The organism is Vibrio sp. 03_296, from assembly GCF_002265885.1.
The window spans coordinates 43621-60120 of sequence record NZ_NPKW01000118.1 but is presented as its reverse complement, the minus strand read 5'-3'; the positions used below and the strand labels follow the sequence as shown (position 1 = coordinate 60120).

Below are 16500 nucleotides of genomic sequence, written 5' to 3'. Positions count from 1 at the left end.
CAGCCAACGTTGTGAACAAAATCCTAATTCACGACCGCGTACTTATTCTTGTTCATCCACAAGGTACGCAAATAATAAAAATGCCCGCTATTGGTGCGGGCATAATAACGGTACCTCATTCTACCATTTTACTGGTAAACAGAGAGTGACCCAGGCTGTAGTTTCTGTCTGCAAATCAAGTCATTACATATGGGTCATCTCATTGAGTTCACTCTTATTTGCTCGCTTGTGCGCGCACTTCCGTGAGACGACGAGCAATACGATTCACATCTTCGCGACTGAAAATCTCTTCAAGGTTCATCGACAATTTACGACGCCAGTTCGGGTATTCATCGACCGTGCCCGGGATGTTGACTGGGTTGTCCATTTGCAACCAGTCTTCAAGCTGAACACTGAGTAGCGCGGAAGAGCCCGCGGCTACATGCAACTGCAATGCTTCACTTAAGTGCGCATCCATTGGCACGTATTGCGCATCGTGGCCAATGCCTTCTGGCAAGTAACCATGCCAACGCACGCTATCCAAAATGCCTTGTTTGCATTTTAGGCGATCGTCGAACAAGCCATTGAGCTGTTCTTCGTTTGGATAGAGGCCAATTTCGCGACCCATTTTGAGGTCATCACAATGCCAGAAGCCGCGTAGCGTTGGCATATCGTGGGTACACAAGGCCGCCATTGACTGATCGGCATAGTGTTTTGGCGAAATGAAACCACCATCTTCTTTTGACGTTTCGAAGAAGAACACTTTGTATGAGTGCACGCCCGCATCACGCAGAATATCAACGATTTCATCTGGCACTGTGCCCAAGTCTTCGCCGATCACGCTGCACTGATGACGGTGAGATTCCAACGCCAAAATCGCTAGCATGTCTTCTACTGGGTAGTAGAGGTACGCCCCTTCTGTCGCTTTTTCGCCTTTTGGAATCCACCATAGACGAAGAAGGCCAAGTACGTGGTCAATACGCAGTGCGCCACAATGTTTCATGTTGGCACGCAGCAGTTTGATGTACGCGTCATAACCGGTGGCTTGCAGCACTTCAGGGTTGAGTGGTGGCAGACCCCAGTTTTGCCCCAGTGGACCAAGGACATCCGGTGGCGCACCGATGCTGGCATCCAGAACAAGGTTGCCGTTATCAGCCCACGTTTCGCTGCCAGAATCGGCCACACCGACCGCAAGGTCACGGTAGAGACCAACGGACATGCCTTTCTCTTCAGCCAGCGCTTGCGCTTCTTTGATCTGGCCGTCGGCAATCCACTGTAAGTACATGTAAAGGTGTACTTTTTCTTGGTTGTCTTTGATGAATTTCTGCGTTGCAGCCGAATCAAAGCGGCGGTATTGCTCAGGGAAAACCGGCCAGCCCCACACGTTTGAATCTTGCGCGTGCAGATCTGCGTGCAATGCATCGAATGCCGCTTGGTGCACCAGGCTGTCACCGCCTTCTTCCACAAACTCTAGGAACGCGCGAGAACGATCGCTGTTTTTGTCGAGATGGCGAGTTTTGAACTCAGCAAACAGCAGTGGCAATACGCTCATTTTCAGCTCTGCCACTTCGGTGTAGTTCACCCAATGTGATTCGCGCGCTTTTTGCAGACGCTGCTGGAATTCGGCACTGCCGACTTTCTGTTGCGCCAGTGCACTAAGCGCAAACTCAGGCACAGAGCTCACATCGATATAAAGAATGTTCAACCAACGGCGAGACGATGGGCTGTATGGGCTAGCGCCTTCTGGGTTGGCAGGGAATAGCGAGTGGATCGGGTTCAGACCGATGAAATCACCACCGCGAGACGCGATGTCACTCACCAACAATTTAAGATCGCCAAAATCACCGATACCCCAGTTGTGCTGGGTGCGTAGGGTGTAAAGCTGAATACTTGGACCCCAAAGTTTTTTGTTCAGCTCTAGAGAATCTTGTTTGAAACAAGCGCGTGGCGTGATAATCAACGCCATTTCATACGGTGCTTTACGACGCTTACGGCTCACGTATAGTTTGTGATAACCCCAAGCCAAATCTTTTGGCAGGGCAAACACTAGAGGGCCACCCTCGGCACGTTCATCGCGAACAATCTGTGACTGAAGATAGCCTTCCAGTACCTCTCCTTGTTCTGTTTCTAAACGCCAGTTGAACTCGCTTTCACGCGCACTGGTGCCAAGATTCAGTTCCACTTCCACCGGATCGCCATCACGCAATACCAATACTGGCGCTAATACGTCTTTCTTGTGTTTTTTCTCAGCTGAAGCCAGTAGTTTTTCATCGCTGCTAGTGTCATAGCCAAGAAAGTTGAGCAGGCGGCGTAGCGTTTCTTCGGAGACCAATGCTTCGTCTCCCCAAGCGCTGACATAGCTGTCAGCTAATCGTGCCATTTCTGCGACTTTCTTTAATGCTGTTTGTTCTTTCATCGCTCTCTCCGAAGGTACTTCTGAAAACCTTCAATGTAGGGTTTATTTGCTGCTAGTCATTGTCTGTAGACAAAGGACCAAGGCAGCCATTGGGCTACCTTGGTTTTGTTGATTAACGGTGAACCGCTTCGAGTTTCCAAATGTTGTTCACGTAATCGCGGATGGAGCGGTCTGAACTGAACTTGCCAACCAAAGCGGTGTTCAGAATCGCTTTCTTCGCCCAACCGGCTTGATCGCGGTACTGCTTGTCCATCGCTTCGTGCGCTTTCACATAAGAAGCGAAGTCTGCAAGACATAGGTACGGGTCACCGCCATCTAGTAGGCTATCGAAGGTCGCTCGTAGCAGGCCAGGTTGACCCGGAGTGAACTCTTCACCAAGAAGAAGATCCATCGACGCTTTCAGTAGTGGGTCTGCGTTGTAGTAATCGAATGGGTTGTACCCTTTCGCTTTCAGCGCTTCTACGCCATCCACTTCTAGACCAAAGATGTAGATGTTGTCATCGCCCACTTCTTCACGAATCTCAACGTTCGCGCCGTCCATAGTACCGATAGTCAACGCACCGTTCAGTGCCATCTTCATGTTACCAGTACCAGATGCTTCTTTACCTGCGGTTGAGATTTGCTCAGACACATCCGCCGCTGGGATGATGATTTCAGCCATGCTCACGCGGTAATCAGGAATGAAGACCACTTTTAGCTTGTTACCGATGCGTGGATCGTTGTTGATCTTCTCTGCAATCTTGTTCAGCGCAAAAATGATCTCTTTCGCTAGGTGGTAACCCGGTGCCGCTTTCGCTGCGAAGAACACCACGCGTGGCGCCATGTCGAAGTTCGCATCGTTCAGTAGGCGGTGGTACAGAGACAAAATGTGCAGCATGTTTAGGTGCTGACGCTTGTACTCGTGTAGACGCTTGATTTGCACATCGAAGATCGCATTGGTATCGAGATCGATGTTCATGTTCTCTTTCACCCAGTTCGCTAGGCGCTCCTTGTTCGCCTTCTTAACCGCCATGTATTCCTTCTGGAATTTCGCGTCATCAGCAAACTTGGCAACACCTTCTAGCTGCTCTAGGTGTGCAGGCCAATCCGTACCAATCTTCTCAGAGATCAGTGCAGACAAACCTGGGTTACAGAATTTCAACCAACGACGTGGCGTCACACCGTTTGTCACGTTTTGTAGACGCGTTGGGTAAAGCTCATCGAACTCTGGGAATAGGTCACGTTTTACCAATTCAGAGTGCAGTGCCGCTACCCCGTTGACTGCGTAAGAGCCAATCACACATAGGTTTGCCATGCGAACCATACGGTGGAAACCTTCTTGGATGATAGAAAGCTTCTGCTGCTTCGCAACATCACCAGGCCACTTGGCACGCACTTCTTGTAGGAAGCGGTGGTTGATTTCGTAAATGATTTCCATGTGACGAGGAAGTAGGTGCTGAATCAGAGATTCGCTCCACGTTTCTAGTGCTTCTGGCAATAGCGTGTGGTTGGTGTAGGCGAATGTCTTCGAGCTGATCGCCCACGCTTCATCCCAATTTAGGCCTTTTTCATCAATCAAAATACGCATCAACTCAGGAATCGCGATGGTTGGGTGCGTGTCGTTCAACTGAATGGTTTCAAAGTTTGGTAGCGAAGCCAATGTGTGGCCAGCGGCTTCATGACGACGAAGGATATCGCGTACTGATGCTGCACTGTGGAAGTACTGCTGCATCAAACGTAGCGTTTTGCCTTTTTCGTGGTTGTCGTTCGGGTAAAGTACTTTGGTGATGTTGCCCGCATCGATCAGTGCGTGCTGCGCTTCAAAGTAGTTACCATTATTGAAGCTCTCTAGTGAGAATGGCGCAATCGCCTGACATTCCCACAAACGCAGTGGATAAACCGTTTCGCTCTCGTAACCCACGATCGGTAGATCCCATGGCATCGCTTTAACGTGCATGCCTGGTACCCACTGACGGCGCTCTTTGCCACCTTCGTTGATGACTTCAACGTGGCCGTAGAAACCAATCTCTTGAGCCAGTTCAGGACGAGCCACTTCCCATGGGTAGCCTTCTACACCACGCCATGCGTCTGGCGCTTCTTTTTGACGACCTGCTTCAAATGATTGCTTGAATAGACCGTATTCGTAGTGCAAGCCGTAACCCACGGTTGGGAACTCTTGCGCCGCCAAAGAATCCATAAAACACGCCGCTAGACGGCCTAGACCACCGTTACCCAATGATGGGTCACGTTCTTCTTCAAGAAGATCCGTTAGGTTTTGGCCAAGCTCAGCCATCGCTTCAGTGATCTGCTCGTACAGACCCATGCTGATCAAGTTGTTACCGGTTAAACGGCCAATCAAGAATTCAAGCGATAGGTAGTTGACGCTTTTCGCTTCAACGATTTTTTTGTCTGTCTCTGTTGCAAGCAAATCAAAAGTCGTCAGCTCTGCTAACGCACGGCCCATTGCAAGATACCAAGCGCGACTATCTGCGTTTTCAAGCGTGTGTGCATACGTTGCTGACAGGTGTTTTTTAACACTTTCTTGGAACGACACTTTGTCGAACTGTTTCTGTTGAGTAGGTTTCATTACCGAAATCTCACTTTTGGTTCTAATCCATCTGCGATACATCGTGCATGGATGGCAATGAATAAACATCCTCCTAGTTTTCAGCCTCTACAGGAGGAGGGGCAAGGGCGTAGAGGGGGGATTGGGGGACTGTTAGTGATCCGTCTCTCACCTTTCCCTCTAAGACACCAGATTGCAGTGATTGAGATCACAGCCATCAACTAATAACTCTAGATGGCAAATATGACGCTGAGGTTGAAGAGCGAATTTAGAAAATCCATTTTTGTAAATTCGATCACAATAAAGTTTTTCTTTATGAAAGATGTTGCAAGATATTGTGCAATACCATTCTTACCTAACGATTCAGATGGAGAATTTATAGATCAAATTCACAAAATTGGGGCGTAGTTGGCGTCAAAACCATCAACTCTTGAGAATTAGGAAGTGGATCAAAGTCTGAGGTGATTTCTTTAACGTAACATGCCCAACAATTCGAGCATTTTGTCTAATTTTTGTTCGCTGGCTACATCCGGTTTTTCTGCCATGAAAAACCCAATATAAAAAGGAAGTATTAGAATGTGGATTCCTTCAAAACTCACACGCCCAGGCCGACTGCATAATGCGATTGTCCGCCCGAGAGTGTTAGAGCTGCTGCAACAAGCCCCTTACTATAAGTTGGTGTTGTTCCGCTCTCCCGCTGGCTACGGAAAAACCACCATGGCAGCGCAATGGTTGGCCGACAAAACCAACGTGGGTTGGTACAGCATCGATGACAGTGATAACGACGGTTTCCGCTTCATTAACTACCTGCTGCAAGCACTCAATAAAGCGACCAATGGCAACTGCAACAATGCACAAAAATTAGCAGAAAAGCGCCAGTTTTCCTCCCTGCGCTCGCTGTTTAGCGATGTATTCTCCGAGATGGTCGACTTTCATCAAGAGTGCTACGTGGTACTGGATGACTACCACGTGATCAACAATGAAGAAGTGCACGAGGCCATGCGTTTCTTCCTAAAACACATGCCGGACAACCTCACCCTTGTTGTCACCAGCCGTGCGAATCCACCTCTGGGGACGGCCAACTTGCGTGTGCGCGATCTAATGATTGAGATTGGCAATGAGATGTTGGCCTTCGACACCGAAGAGACCACACGATTTTTCAACCAGCGCGTCGCCGATGGTATCGATGAAGATACCGCCAACAATCTGCGTAACTATGTAGAAGGCTGGCCATCGGCATTGCAACTGATCGCCCTTCAAGCACAGCATCAAAAGCGCACCTTAGCGCAATCAGCCGAATCGGTTTCCCAGTTTAACCATGCCCATCTCTGGGATTATTTGGTGGAAGAGGTGTTTGACCTGCTCGATGCCGATACACGCAAATTCTTGATGCAGGTGTCGGTGCTCGATCACTTTAACGATGAGCTGGTCTACGCCCTCACCCAGCGTGAAGATGCACTAGGGATGATTGAATCTCTCAACCGCTACGGCTTATTCATCTATCCGCTTGAAGGGGAGCAAAACTGGTTCCGCTTCCACAATTTGTTTGGCGAGTTCTTGTCTCACGAGCGTCAAGCGCGTATTCCACAACAGGAGCAGGAGCTTAACCGCAATGCTGCCATTGCGTGGTTGAAACAAAAATCCCCGCATCAAGCGATTCGTCACGCCCAAAAGGCGTATGACGGGGAACTGGTGACAGAGATCCTCAACGAGTTTGGTTGGAAAATGTTCAACCAAGGCGAGCTGTCTACTCTAGAATCCGCCATCAACCTGCTGGAAAAAGATCTTCTGTTCAGTAACCCAAAACTGACCATGCTACGCGCTTGGCTTGCACAAAGTCAGCACCGCTACAACCAAGTGGGCACCTTACTGGCCGAAGCAGAAAATGAGCACAAAAAGCGCAATATTGATCTTGATATTCAATATCAAGGCCAAGCGAATGCCTTGCTGGCTCAAGTAGCCATCAACAGCAACGATCCAGAAAAAGCCCTCGAGCTGGCTGAACTGGCATTGAGCCAACTTGATAGCACGGTTTACCGCAGCCGCATCGTCGCTACTTCGGTAGTGGGGGAAGTGAACCACGTGATTGGCCGCCTTGATCGCGCTCTGCCAATGATGCAGCAAACCGAAAAGCTGGCGCGCCAATACCAGGTTTACCACCAAGCGCTGTGGGCAATTTTGCAGCAAAGCGAAATCCTCATCGCGCAAGGCTATGTGCAAGCAGCCTTCGAGCTGCAAGATTCCGCCTTCCGCCTGATTGAGGAGCAGCAGCTTCAACATGTGCCTTTGCATGAGTTCTTGCTGCGCGTGCGAGCGCAAGTGTTGTGGTGTTGGAACCGTTTGGACGAAGCTGAAGAGTGCGCTTACAAAGGGCTGCAAATTCTGGAAAATCACGCGCCAAGCAAACACTTGCACAGTTATTCCATGCTGGCTCGCATCGCCATTGGCCGTGGCGAGCTCGATCGCGCAGGCAAGTTCATCGAACACATTCAACATTTGATGAAGCAGTCCACCTACCACGTGGATTGGACCGCCAATGCTTCGCTTTCACTGATCTTATACTGGCAAGCGAAAGGCAAACTCAACGCGATTCAAGAGTGGCTAGACACGGCTGTGCGTCCTGAAAATGCCTGCAACCATTTCTGTCAGTTGCAGTGGCGTAATATCGCTCGTGCGCACATCAACCTTGGTCAATACGACCAAGCGCGCCAAGCCTTGGATTTCTTGCAAAGTGAGGCCGAGAAAGCGAATTTAGTCACCGATCGCAACCGTAACCTGATCATTGAGGCAATTTTTGCTGTTCATCAGAAAGATGAGAATCAAGCCAAAGTGCTGCTTAAGGAAGCACTGCAGCTCACTAACCAAACCGGTATGGTCGGCAATTTCTTGATTGATGGCGCGACCATTGGCAACTTGTTGGAAAAACTCACCAACCGCCATGAGCTGGGTGACTTAGAACGCCACCGCGCACTTCAATTGATGAAAGACATCTCTTCTAATCAGCGCAGCCGTTCGGTTCACTTTGACGAAGAGTTTGTCGAGAAACTGGTCACCCACCCGAATGTGCCTGAGTTAGTGCGCACCAGCCCACTGACACAAAGAGAGTGGCAAGTGCTGGGCTTGATCTATTCTGGCTTTAGTAACGAGCAGATCGCCCAAGAGCTCGATGTCGCGGGCACCACCATCAAAACCCACATCCGCAACTTGTATCAAAAACTCAATATCGCCAACCGTAAAGAAGCGGTCACCACCGCAGAGAACCTCTTGCAGTTGATGGGGTATTAAATACTCCCGATATCAGATAATAGTTACAACACTCAAAAGCCGATCAATCGATCGGCTTTTTTCTTTCATCAGTCAAATCCGTTACGAACGTTCAACTCTGTTTATCGCGCCATCGAATCCCCAACAAAATTGAATATAACCGATTGATATTGTTTACTATCTAGTCAAATTTATAAAAAACCCCATCAGAATCACACTTAGATAAATTATTTAGGTGAATTCGACTCGGTTTGATTATTATCGGGAAATAATGAGTTTCATTCTCATTTAATCAATAAGACAGCAAAGCGACATAGAATAGGTATCCGAAAAACTAAATCATGAACATACGAACAAAACCGCACCATAAATTTTCGCTGTACATGGGTGAAAATCGAATTAGTTATACTCTTTTGGAAACTGAGAACATTGCGTTCTATGCTGGAAAACTATCTGAGCGTTCTTCCAACTCAACTTACATACAGAATTACGCACCATCTGTCACATCTTATTGCGCAATTGCGCGTGCAATTCTTTTGCATTGGTCTCGGCCCGCGATTCAATATTTGATTGGTTCGGCGTCAGAGCTGGCTAAGATGCATTGGGCGATTCACTGCCAGCCGAACCAGACCATTGAGGTGGACTATTTTACCCAGCGCTTGCACGTCACCACAGTAGAAAAGCAGCACGATTACAACAGCTACGACTCTTTGATTCATTGGTTGGATGGCGCAAGCATGGCGATTTTGGCGGATGACCCACAGGCGAAAACGCAGCTCAACGCCGTTCCCGCTCATGAAATCTCACGGAAAACAGACCTCACCGATTTTCGTCCGATTGAACAAGATTTCTTTCACTTGTTTAAGGCGTTTTTGTTTGGTGAGCAAAACAAGGAGCAACAGGCCGCACTGCTGCAAGCGGTGGTTCCCTACCTCACCAGTGAGTTAATTGCGGAAAAAGGCCACCCTTACTGGATGAATTACTATGAGTTCCTCATTTTTCCGCTCTACAGCCTGATTGCAATTAGCTGGGGATTTGAAGCAACACCGCTAGACCAAGCGGTGGAAGCGTCTATCGAGGCCAACTATCAATGGTATGCCTATTTTGCCGAACAAAATGGCGGAAAAACCGGAGAAGAGAGCTTGCACCTTAATGACCGTAGCTGCTTGTTTCATAACATTCTCACCGCGTTTTTAAAGGTGCACTACCAACAAACGGGTGAAACGCCAAGCTTCGATTCGCTCTACACTCCGATGTGGTTGATCAAAGGCGAAGGCCCAAGCTTTGAAGCGCTCAAGGCCAACCCGCCCGAGTTCACCGTTGAATCCGTGTTAGCCGAATAGTTGGGTTGCAAGGTAAAAATCCGATAGCCATCGCGATCGGATTTTTCTTTCCACACCTGTGCGATGTGTTTTGAGTTAAAACGAGTCTTAAAAGTTTGAACGCCATCTCCCAAATCACAGGCAAAAAAAAACCAACCGCAAAATGAGTGCGATTGGCTTATGTATGATGTGAACAATGTGTATTCACTAACAACGTCAGTTGGCTAGGTGACCCTCGGCTTAATAAGGGTCGAGAAGTATTATGCATTAATCATGCCAACTTTAAAAGCGCTATTTTTGGGCTCAATATCCCATACATTAACTCTTGCTAAAATAATTTTTGCATTTTGCAAAAGCATTTTGCAAATGACTATGCAAATAGCCATTGTGAATACAGTTGCGCTTAAATTTTATACGATGAATATAAAAGATAAGAATCGTGACCATTGTTCGAAGGCAAGGAGCGCTATGTCCACGTAATTTCATACTTTTTTGACATGAATCTGGGTATACTCGCTGCACTGCTTTTTTACGATTTCTACGACATGAATTATTTGTTTACTTTCTTAAAAGGTTTAGCGATGGGCGCCGCCGACGTGGTGCCAGGTGTCTCTGGTGGCACAATCGCGTTTATTACCGGTATCTATGACACCTTGCTCGAAAGCATTCGTCGCGTTAACCCTAGTGTGATAAAAATCTGGCGTGCAGAAGGCTTTAAGGCGGCGTTCAACCACATTAACGGCTTTTTCTTAATCGCTTTGTTTGGTGGCGTACTGACCAGCATCGCAACGCTTGCCAAACTGATCACTTGGCTTTTGGCCAATCACCCCATTCCAATTTGGTCGTTTTTCTTTGGCCTCATCTTGGTGTCGGTTTATCACATCCTCAAACAGGTTGAGAAAAAAGACCTCACTCGTTTCGCTCTGTTGTTTCTCGGCATCGCGTTTGCCTACAGCATTACCGTGCTTAAACCGCTTCATTTAGAACCCACGTCCATCAATGTCTTGATTGCGGGTGCGATTGCGATTTGCGCGATGATTTTGCCGGGTATTTCGGGCAGCTTTATTCTGCTGCTGATCGGTATGTACGCGCCGGTTCTTGGTGCGGTTAAGAGCTTCCAAGTCGATATTCTGGCGCTGTTCTTAGTGGGCTGTGTGACAGGGCTGCTGACTTTCTCTCACGTGTTGTCATGGCTGCTGCGCAAGTTCCGCGATTTCACTCTGATGTTCTTAACGGGATTGATGATCGGCACACTGCCGAAAATTTGGCCTTGGAAAGAAACCATTAGCTGGCGTGTCAACTCAAGCGGCGAGCAAGTACCCTTGGTTCAGCACAACCTGACTCCGTTTGAGTTTGAAGCACTTACTTCACAGCCTTCACAGTGGCTAATGGCGATTGTTATGGCGCTGGTTGCGATTGCCTTGGTATTGGGCCTAGAGAAATTTGCCGAAGCCAACGCAAAATAATCCCAGTCTAAATCAGTTCAAAGCGGAGAATCCTCTCCGCTTTTTTATTGCTAACGCACAATTTTCAACGGCTGTCGCAGTGTTTCAAATGGAATGTGGTAGGATCGCCTCACGCTTCTTCCAGCTTCAAAAACAATGAACAACATACTGAAAATTATCGCGTTTATCCTCGCTCTCTCGGGCGGATTCTTTGCTAAAGACATCGTCCAGCTGTTTGCATCTGACACAACCGCTGTGACTCAATCTGCGCCTCAGTTAGAGGACTATTGCATGCTCTCAACCCAAGCTTGCACGCAGCAAGCGGTGAGCATGACGCTAAGCAATGATACCGCGCAACCGTTGGTGGCCAGTGAAGTTCGTGTCGAATGGCCCTCTAGCAAAGAGCCGCAATTAGTGCTCACTCTTAGTGGCTTAGAGATGGACATGGGCAAGCCAAAGTTTGTGCTTAAACAAACTTCGCCTGGCAACTATTCCGGTGAAGTGATTCTGCCTGTTTGCACTACCGACGCCATGACGTGGTTAGGCGAGCTTACCGACGGTACTACCACGGTTTACCCTGCAATAAGGATGCAACGATGAGTAAAAATAGGTCTCTCTTTCTGGTGGTCGCTTTTGTGCTTGGATTTGCACTCAAAAGCTATTTGGATCTGCAAGGTAAAGTGGAAAACGAAGCCACACCACCAAGGCACTCAGCCGCAATGCTCTATGGTCAAGATGGGCAAGCGGTGAACATTTTTGACACGGAAGATACACGCATCCGCGTAGTCTATTTTGGCTTTACGCGCTGCCCAGATGTGTGCCCGACGTCTTTGGCGATGCTCTCTGGCGCTTTGAACGAGTTGGACGATGCCACCAAAGCGAAACTGCGCCCGATGTTTATTTCGCTCGATCCAGAGCGTGATGACGCAAAGCTTTCTGCACAGTACGCCCACTATTTCCACCCAATGATTGAAGGGCTCTCTTCTTCACTGGACGTCACCACGGAACTGGCCAAACGCTACGGAGTCATTTTCCGCAAAACAGAATTGAAAGACTCAGAGTTGAAGTACACGCTCGATCACAGCTCTTACTTCTACTTTTTGCAGCCCGATGGCACCTTGATCACCAAAGTGCCACACACCTTAACTCCCGCTCCGATTGTGGAAGCAATAAAAACGATAACCCAAGGAAATTAGGATGAAACTTAAAGCTCTCGCGCTTGCCGCACTACTTGTCAGCCCGTTGGTTAGCGCGCAAATGGATCTCATGGCTCACCACCCTTATGCCCGAGCGATGGCCCCGGGTGCCGTGAACAGTGCGGTCTTTGTGGAACTGATGAACCGCAGTGACAACGTGCGTACGATTGTTGCCGCAGAAACGCCAGCAGCAGGCAAAGTGGAACTGCATGACGTCATCAAAGAAGGCGATGTGATGAAGATGCGTCAAGTTGAATCGATTGAAATCCCAGCGAAAGGCAAAACCGTGCTCAAACCGGGCAGCCTTCACATCATGCTGTTTGATCTCAAAGCGCCATTGAATGAAGGTGAGCAGATCGATGTCACAGTGACTTTCGCCAACGGTGAAAAGATGACCTTCCAAGCGCCAGTGAAAAAAGTGATGAAAGGTATGCAGCACTCAGGCCATTAAGCCCTCACCAGCCGCAATCAAAAAGCAAAGTGCAAAAAAGGAGCAACTCAGTTTGCTCCTTTTCTTTGTGCAACGTATACTCATGCGGTTTCTATCACTAACTGGAGGAATTCTGATGATTGTAACAAACCAAACTCAAAGGGCATGGTTGGGTTAACGGAAAGTCCGTTTTCAATTCTATTATCGCATTACGCGACTTCTCCCTTCCCTTCTCAATTTGCCCGGTCAAACCGGGGTGATTCTATTTGATTTACGAATGAAACCCTGAAGCTATTACTTAGTGGGTGCTTTTGCGCACCGGGAAAATTCGCAATGAACAACACAATGACGTCTTCTCAGCCTTACACTTTGACTCAACTAGGCTGGAAACCATTTTTTCAACAACAACTGACGCTTGAAGATTATGAAAATACGCAAATCTGCCGAGTGATCGCCCATCATCGCAGTGGTTATCAGCTTTGCAGTGAACAAGGACGCTTTCACCTTGCCATTCACCATGCACAACCGAAAATGACGGTTGGCGATTGGGTTTTGCTCGATGATCAGCAACAGTTTAAACGTCTACTTGAACGCCAAAGCGAACTCAGTCGCAAAGCGGCTGGCAGTAAAATCGCGGAGCAGTTGATTGCCACCAATGTCGATACACTGTTTATCGTCTGCTCGCTCAATGATGACTTTAACCTCAGCCGCATTGAGCGCTATTTGAGCATTGCAAAAGAAGCGCACATCGAGCCTGTGGTGGTCCTCACCAAAGCCGATTTATCTCAGCAGGCAGAGCAAAACATCACGCAGGTTAAGCAACTCAGTGCCGCGCTATGGGTAGAGGCAGTGAATGCGCTCGACCCTGCTAGCGTCGTGGCATTACAACCTTGGTGTGCCAAAGGCAGAACAGTGGCCTTTATTGGTTCTTCCGGTGTGGGTAAATCCACACTCACCAATACCTTACTTGGTGTAGAAACCCAACAAACCGGTGGGATTCGTGAAGATGACAGCAAAGGCCGCCATACCACCACGGCTCGCTCTGTTCATATGATCCCTGACGGCGCATTGATCATCGATACACCGGGAATGCGTGAACTTCAGCTTGCCGATTGTAGTGAAGGCGTCAGCGAGACGTTTGCTGAGATCGAAACGCTCGCGCAGCACTGTCGCTTTAAAGATTGCCAGCATCAGCAAGAGCCAGGATGCGCAGTTCAACAAGCGATTGACTGTGGCACACTAGAAGCCCGACGTTTACAAAACTACTTTAAGCTGCAACGAGAACAGGCCTACAACGCTTCAACGTTTGCAGAGCAAAGGAGCCGAATGAAGCAATTTGGCAAAATGTGTCGTCATATTCAAAGTGACAAGCAAAAACTCAAAACCACCTATTAACCTCAACGGTTAGTAACTTTTTCATAACCAAAGTGGGCAATCATTCACTTTGGTTATGCTTTCCTCTTACCAATCGTTGCGGCAAATTTACCTCACATCAACATTTTTAACCACGCATCACAACATTGAACAAACAATAACCCCAAAAACAAACTAAAACTAGACACAAAATATTACCAAGCTACTATAGGTTCCATTCAGCATAAAAATGGCTGAATTTTTATTACTTTTATAAAACGATTATTCAAATATCCTCACGCAACTTGATGTTTCCGCTTCAAGTAGCAAGGGGATAACTATAATTCTGATAAATGCAGGAATGATGTATGCAACATAACAGTCTTATCGCCCGATTTGCCCGAGGCAATCTGGTGATCCAAATTTTAGTCGGTATCATCCTCGGTATCTCGCTGGCCTTAGTTTCACCAAGCTCAGCGGAAAGTGTCGGCATGCTGGGCAGCTTGTTTGTCGGCGCACTGAAAGCGATCGCTCCAATTCTTGTTTTCATTTTGGTCGCCGCGTCTATCGCTAATCAAAAGAAAAACCAACACACCCATATGCGTCCTATCATTGTGATGTACCTAGCGGGCACCTTCTTTGCAGCTCTGACAGCCGTTGTTTTGAGCTTCATGTTCCCGACGACATTAACCTTGGTCACCGGCGCTGAAGGGGCAAATCCTCCTCAAGGCATTATGGAAGTGATCAAAACCTTGCTGTTCAAGTTGGTTGATAACCCAGTTAATGCACTAATGAGCGCGAACTACATTGGTATTTTGGCATGGGGTGTCGGCCTTGGTTTGGCACTTCACCACGCATCAGATACCACCAAAGCGGTATTTGAAGACCTGAGCCACAGTGTTTCTCACATCGTGCGCTTCATTATTCGTCTTGCGCCATTTGGTATCTTTGGCTTAGTGGCGTCTACATTTGCTACTACAGGTTTCGATGCCTTAGCTGGCTACGCTCACCTATTGGTGGTACTGCTGAGCGCTATGGCGATCATTGCGTTGATCGTTAACCCAGCTATGGTTTACGTGAAAACCAAGCAAAACCCATATCCATTGGTGTTCCAATGCCTACGTGAAAGTGGTGTAACGGCCTTCTTCACCCGTTCGAGCGCGGCAAACATCCCTGTGAACATGGCATTGTGTGAAAAACTGAAGTTAGACGAAGATACTTACTCTGTGTCTATCCCACTGGGTGCAACCATCAACATGGCGGGTGCGGCCATCACTATCACCACACTGACGCTGGCTGCCGTTCATACCATGGGTATCGAAGTAGACTTGATGACAGCGCTACTACTGAGCGTGGTTGCTGCCGTTTCTGCTTGTGGTGCATCTGGTGTTGCTGGCGGTTCTCTGCTCCTAATCCCACTTGCGTGTGGCCTGTTTGGTATTTCAAACGACATCGCGATGCAAGTGGTCGCGGTTGGCTTCATCATCGGTGTGATTCAAGATTCTGCTGAAACGGCGCTAAACAGCTCAACGGACGTGGTGTTTACTGCCGCGGTCTGTGAGTCAGAAGCGCAGAAAGCAAAAGGTTAACTGTGACTCTCCGTTAGTCTCAAAAAAAAGGAGCCCTACATGGCTCCTTTTTCTATTCAACCGTTTTCAACGTAACTTCTTCCAGCGGAAAGTGCTTGCTAGGCTCAACAAATTCTTGCTGGGCAGCAATGGTTTGCAGTTCCCACTCGCCCGCTTGGTAAGTCGCGTTCAGCACGCCGTAGCACGCATCGTGACAGTGCTGGAAGGCTTGTTTTGGCGTCCAACCTTTCAATAGACCAGCGGTGAAAATCGCCGAAATCAAATCACCCGCACCAACCGGGGCTTTAGCAAATTCAAAATGAGGGCGCTTCGCTAGGTAAGTACCTTCTTGCGTCGCAAGTAGCATATTGAAGCTATCATCCGACAAGCAGTAAAGGTGCTTCACCAACACTACTTTAGGGCCTTTTGCTAGCGCACGCTGACAAGCGTTAATCGCGTCATCCAACGTGTGAATTTCCATTTCGGCAAATTGGCTGAGCTCGAACTGGTTAGGCACAATCACGTCCGCCATTGGCATGAGGCGGTTTAATAAGTTTTCCGCAATCCCCGGCGCGACAATACAGCCTTTGTCTGGCGCGCCCATCACTGGGTCACAGACGTAAAGCGCGTTAGGATTCGCTTGTTTGACTTTGGTGACGGTTTCTTCGACTGCCAGACATTGCTCAGCACTGCCTTGGTAGCCAGTCAGTACCGCTTGGCACTTCTCAAGTGCACCAATATTGTTAAGGCCACGAACCAGTTCGCTGATGTCATCAGCCGAAAACGCACGCCCTGTCCAACCTTCTTGGTACTGGGTGTGGTTAGAAAATTGAACTGTGTGGATCGGCCACACTTCAAAGCCCATGCGTTGCATTGGGAAGACAGCACTGCTGTTACCGGCATGGCCATAAGCAACGTGTGACTGGATGGAGAGGATACCTTGCATAGTACCAGACCTCTTCTTGTTGTTATCAATAGTTCA

At 48.3% G+C, this 16500-nt stretch carries 11 protein-coding genes; 8 read left to right on the top strand and 3 right to left on the bottom strand.

Annotated features, from left to right (window positions below; translation table 11 throughout):
• Positions 1 to 214: 214 nt before the first annotated feature.
• Together malQ and CIK04_RS14400 are read right to left on the bottom strand one after the other, a co-directional pair.
• Positions 215 to 2395, bottom strand: coding sequence for a 4-alpha-glucanotransferase (gene malQ, locus CIK04_RS14405; RefSeq protein ID WP_097352469.1), 2181 nt, complete (start codon positions 2393 to 2395; stop codon positions 215 to 217).
• A gap of 112 nt (positions 2396 to 2507) precedes the next feature.
• Entirely contained in the window at positions 2508 to 4961 is a 2454-nt protein-coding gene (locus CIK04_RS14400; protein WP_026050597.1) for a glycogen/starch/alpha-glucan phosphorylase, read from the bottom strand.
• 555 nt (positions 4962 to 5516) lie between these two features.
• On the opposite strand from CIK04_RS14400, the gene malT reads away from it, so the two are divergent.
• The 8 genes from malT (at position 5517) to sstT (ending at position 15539) form a co-directional block, all read left to right on the top strand.
• Positions 5517 to 8225: an HTH-type transcriptional regulator MalT gene (malT, locus tag CIK04_RS14395; RefSeq protein ID WP_097352468.1), complete on the top strand. Its 2709-nt coding sequence runs from the start codon at positions 5517 to 5519 to the stop codon at positions 8223 to 8225.
• Between the two features lie 320 nt (positions 8226 to 8545).
• Positions 8546 to 9547, top strand: a complete 1002-nt coding sequence (locus CIK04_RS14390; RefSeq protein WP_097352467.1) for a hypothetical protein — start codon at positions 8546 to 8548, stop codon at positions 9545 to 9547.
• A gap of 524 nt (positions 9548 to 10071) precedes the next feature.
• Positions 10072 to 10992, top strand: a complete 921-nt coding sequence (locus tag CIK04_RS14385; RefSeq protein ID WP_097352529.1) for a DUF368 domain-containing protein — start codon at positions 10072 to 10074, stop codon at positions 10990 to 10992.
• Positions 10993 to 11127: 135 nt separating this feature from the next.
• Positions 11128 to 11571: a hypothetical protein gene (locus CIK04_RS14380; RefSeq protein WP_097352466.1), complete on the top strand. Its 444-nt coding sequence runs from the start codon at positions 11128 to 11130 to the stop codon at positions 11569 to 11571.
• Entirely contained in the window at positions 11568 to 12167 is a 600-nt protein-coding gene (locus CIK04_RS14375) for an SCO family protein (protein WP_097352465.1), read from the top strand. Before CIK04_RS14380 ends, CIK04_RS14375 begins: the two co-directional genes overlap by 4 nt.
• A 1-nt stretch (position 12168) precedes the next feature.
• Positions 12169 to 12618, top strand: coding sequence for a copper chaperone PCu(A)C (locus CIK04_RS14370; protein WP_017421715.1), 450 nt, complete (start codon positions 12169 to 12171; stop codon positions 12616 to 12618).
• A gap of 312 nt (positions 12619 to 12930) precedes the next feature.
• Complete coding sequence (gene rsgA, locus CIK04_RS14365) at positions 12931 to 13992, top strand: ribosome small subunit-dependent GTPase A (RefSeq protein ID WP_045591111.1); 1062 nt, start codon at positions 12931 to 12933, stop codon at positions 13990 to 13992.
• 326 nt (positions 13993 to 14318) lie between these two features.
• The gene (gene sstT / locus CIK04_RS14360) at positions 14319 to 15539 is read left to right on the top strand and encodes a serine/threonine transporter SstT (RefSeq protein WP_011151497.1); all 1221 of its coding nucleotides are present in this window, start codon (positions 14319 to 14321) and stop codon (positions 15537 to 15539) included.
• A gap of 52 nt (positions 15540 to 15591) precedes the next feature.
• On the opposite strand, the gene pdxY is transcribed toward sstT, so the two are convergent.
• Positions 15592 to 16464: a pyridoxal kinase PdxY gene (gene pdxY, locus CIK04_RS14355; RefSeq protein ID WP_072600238.1), complete on the bottom strand. Its 873-nt coding sequence runs from the start codon at positions 16462 to 16464 to the stop codon at positions 15592 to 15594.
• Positions 16465 to 16500: the final 36 nt, after the last annotated feature.